Here is a 2,737-nt window from a genome sequence, read left to right on the forward strand (position 1 = left end):
CGCTGGTAGAAGCGCTCGGTCAGCCGTTGCAGCGCGGGCAGGCTGCCCAGCCAGTCGTAAAGGGTGGGGATCGCGGGATCGCTCATGGGGGTGAGGGCAGTGTGGATGCGCTGGACGTGGGGTTGGCCGTGACCTTCACAAGTCGGTGTTTGCCCGCGGTCAGCCACAGCGCAAACGCCAGCTCGCCCACCAGGACCGGCAGCATGACGGCCGGGAACAGCAGCCTGGCGAACGCCGGCGCCAGCAGCAGCGCGAAGCTGTTGAGCAGATAGGCCAGGCCCGCGAGTGCGAGCAGCCAGCCCAGCACGCGTGGCAGCACGCCGCTGTGAGCGATCAGCGCACCGCAGATGACGCAGGAGAAGCCGAAGAACACCAAGCCGATGGCAAAGCCCTGGCCGTGCAACTGAACCGCCAGCATCGCCAGCGCCTCGCGCTGGGCTGGCGGGAAGGCGGTGCCCATGGCGGGGCCGGTCAGCAGGTCCAGCGCCGCGAGCAACTGCACGCGGTTGGCGACGAGCATGGCCGTCTGCACGAGGTTCAGGCCAGCCGCAGTCAGTGCCAGCGGCTCGTTCACGGGCCGCAGCAGCCGCCACATCATGACGATGATCGGTAGGTCCAGCACCTGCATCAACAGGTCTGCGCCCAGGCCCAGGCGCCACAACTGCGGGTGGGCGGCGATGCGCTCGGCCGTCGCGGCGGCATCGCCGGCAACGACGAGGCTGCCGCGCACGAAGGCTTCGCTCCACAGCCCGAGCGCAATGATGGCGAGGTAGCAAAGCCCGGAGATGCGCAGTTCGCGCGAGCTCACGCTGATCATGCCGGCCTCACGGCATGCCAGGCCCAGCGGGCCGTGCCGCGCACCAGCCAAGACAGGCCGGCGATGATGCCGCCGACCAGCGTTGGCAGCACGGCGCCAAACGTCCAGCTCATGCCGAGCGCGAAGCCGAAGAGGCTTTCCGGGCGATGGGCCGGCAGCAGTACCGCAAGCAGCAGCATGCCGAAGAAGATCGCCTCGGTCAGCGCCTGGAGCTGGAGGCTGAAGGCCAGCGACAGTGCTGCGCCGGTTAGCAGGGGCAGCGCGAAACCCAGCGCGATTGGCGCCCAGTCCTGCATCGTTGCCGGGCGGCGCGGCAATCGACCAGCCGCCCAGGCGGYCAGGGCCGGCAACAGCAGCAAGCCCCAGGCGTTGGACAGGCCCGGCAGATCGGGACGCTGCAGCAGATGGTGGCTGACGATGCCGCCATGAAGGGCCTCCCAGCCAAGATGCAGGATTTCGGCGAGGCCGGCGAGGGCGGCGAGCGCCAGGCGCGGTGGGGTGATGTAACGCATCCGCCGGAGTGTGGCCGAGGAGATGCGTGGCGGCGGCACGGGCTGCGACCGGCGGCAGGGGCGGGGCGGTCAGCTGCAATGCCGGCCGACAGTCGGCAGGGTGATTAACGGAAGCAACGCCGGGTAACAGCTGTCGGGCTCACCCGGCTCTAGAGTCGAGGCCTTGCCACGACCGAAGTCCCAGCCCATGCGCCATCGCCTTTTGAGCGTTTCCGTTCCGACTCTGCTGGCCTTGCTGCTCGCGGGCTGTGCCGCGGTGCGCGACGGGCGTGAGGCACGCGGGCGTGACGGGCGTGACGCGCACATGGCTCAGGCGCCGTCGGTGGCGGGCGTCGCGGAGGAGAGCTTCGGCAAGCCGGCCTGGGGACGCAAGGGCGAGTTCTCGCTGAGCGGCCAGCGCGTGCGCTACGAGCGCGGCGCCGAGCGGCTGGCCTTGTTCGAGCCTTTGCCCGCCAATCTGCGCACGCCGCTGAACTTCAGCTGGCAGGGGCCGGGGGGCGAAAGCTCGACCGTCTGCGAGGCCTGGACATCGGAGTCCAGCGCCAATGGCCGCCTGACGGACAGCAAGCCCTGGGTGCTGAGCTGCCGCTGGGGCAATGCGCCAGCCGCCATGCTGCAGATCGGCGAAGGCCAGATGCGCCGCGGCAAGCTCAGCCGCGAAGGTGCCTACCGCCGCGGCGAGCTGACGGTGGGGCTGCGCTCAGTGCATCTCCACGAAGGCAGCGCGCAGCCGCAAACAGTGGCCACGGGCTACGAGATGCTGCACCAGGGCACCGTCGTCGGCAGCCTGGACCTGAGCGGCAGCCAGCCGCGGCTGCGCCGCCCCGACCCGGCCACACCGTTGGGGCGGGCCGTCACGGAGGCGGCTCTGGCCCTTGCGCTCGCCTGGGAGCCGAGTTGAGCTGAACTGAACTGACGCCAGGGGCGTCAGGTCTCCAGCTTCAACGGCGGTACGCGCCGGCGCAGTGGCTGGGCCTTGACGATGCTGGAGCTGGTCTGGGCGCAATCGGCCAGCCTGTCCAGGGCCTGGTCGAGGTGCTCGATGGAGCGCAGCGCCAGGCGCAGCACGCAGCAGTCGTCGCCGGTGACCTTGTCGCACTCCAGCGCCTCGGGCATGTCCTCGATGCGCTGCTGCACCTGGGCCAGCGCACCGGGCATGGGTCGCACGCGCACGATGGCCTGCAGCGTGAAGCCCAGGGCCACCGGGTCGATGTCGATGGTGAAGGCGCGGATCACGCCGCGCTCGCGCAGCCGCRCCAGTCGCTCCGAGGTGGCGGGCGGCGACAGCCCAATCGCCTCGGCCAGGTCCTTCAGCGGCGCACGGGCGTCGGCGGCCAGGGCGGCCAGCAGCAGGCGGTCGATGTCGTCGATCATGATTAGGTTCGAATGGATAAGTGCCGTCGTTGAT

Annotated in this window: 4 protein-coding genes; 1 reads left to right on the forward strand and 3 read right to left on the reverse strand. The window is 70.2% G+C overall.

Features of this window, described 5'->3' with window-relative positions; translation table 11 throughout:
- Positions 1 to 82: 82 nt before the first annotated feature.
- Entirely contained in the window at positions 83 to 817 is a 735-nt protein-coding gene (locus ACXJKR_RS29135; protein WP_457325818.1) for a DUF4386 domain-containing protein, read from the reverse strand.
- On the reverse strand, positions 814 to 1,329 hold the full coding sequence (locus ACXJKR_RS29140; RefSeq protein ID WP_457325819.1) for a hypothetical protein: 516 nt from the start codon (positions 1,327 to 1,329) through the stop codon (positions 814 to 816). Before ACXJKR_RS29140 ends, ACXJKR_RS29135 begins: the two co-directional genes overlap by 4 nt.
- Positions 1,330 to 1,516: 187 nt before the next feature.
- Here ACXJKR_RS29140 and ACXJKR_RS29145 point away from each other — a divergent pair, with 187 nt between their 5' ends.
- Positions 1,517 to 2,230: a hypothetical protein gene (locus ACXJKR_RS29145; protein WP_457325820.1), complete on the forward strand. Its 714-nt coding sequence runs from the start codon at positions 1,517 to 1,519 to the stop codon at positions 2,228 to 2,230.
- A gap of 26 nt (positions 2,231 to 2,256) precedes the next feature.
- On the opposite strand, the gene ACXJKR_RS29150 is transcribed toward ACXJKR_RS29145, so the two are convergent.
- Positions 2,257 to 2,703 (reverse strand): Lrp/AsnC family transcriptional regulator, encoded by a 447-nt coding sequence (locus ACXJKR_RS29150; protein ID WP_457325821.1) that lies wholly within the window; start codon positions 2,701 to 2,703, stop codon positions 2,257 to 2,259.
- Positions 2,704 to 2,737 lie beyond the last annotated feature (34 nt).

It is taken from the genome of Roseateles sp. P5_E11, assembly GCF_054049355.1.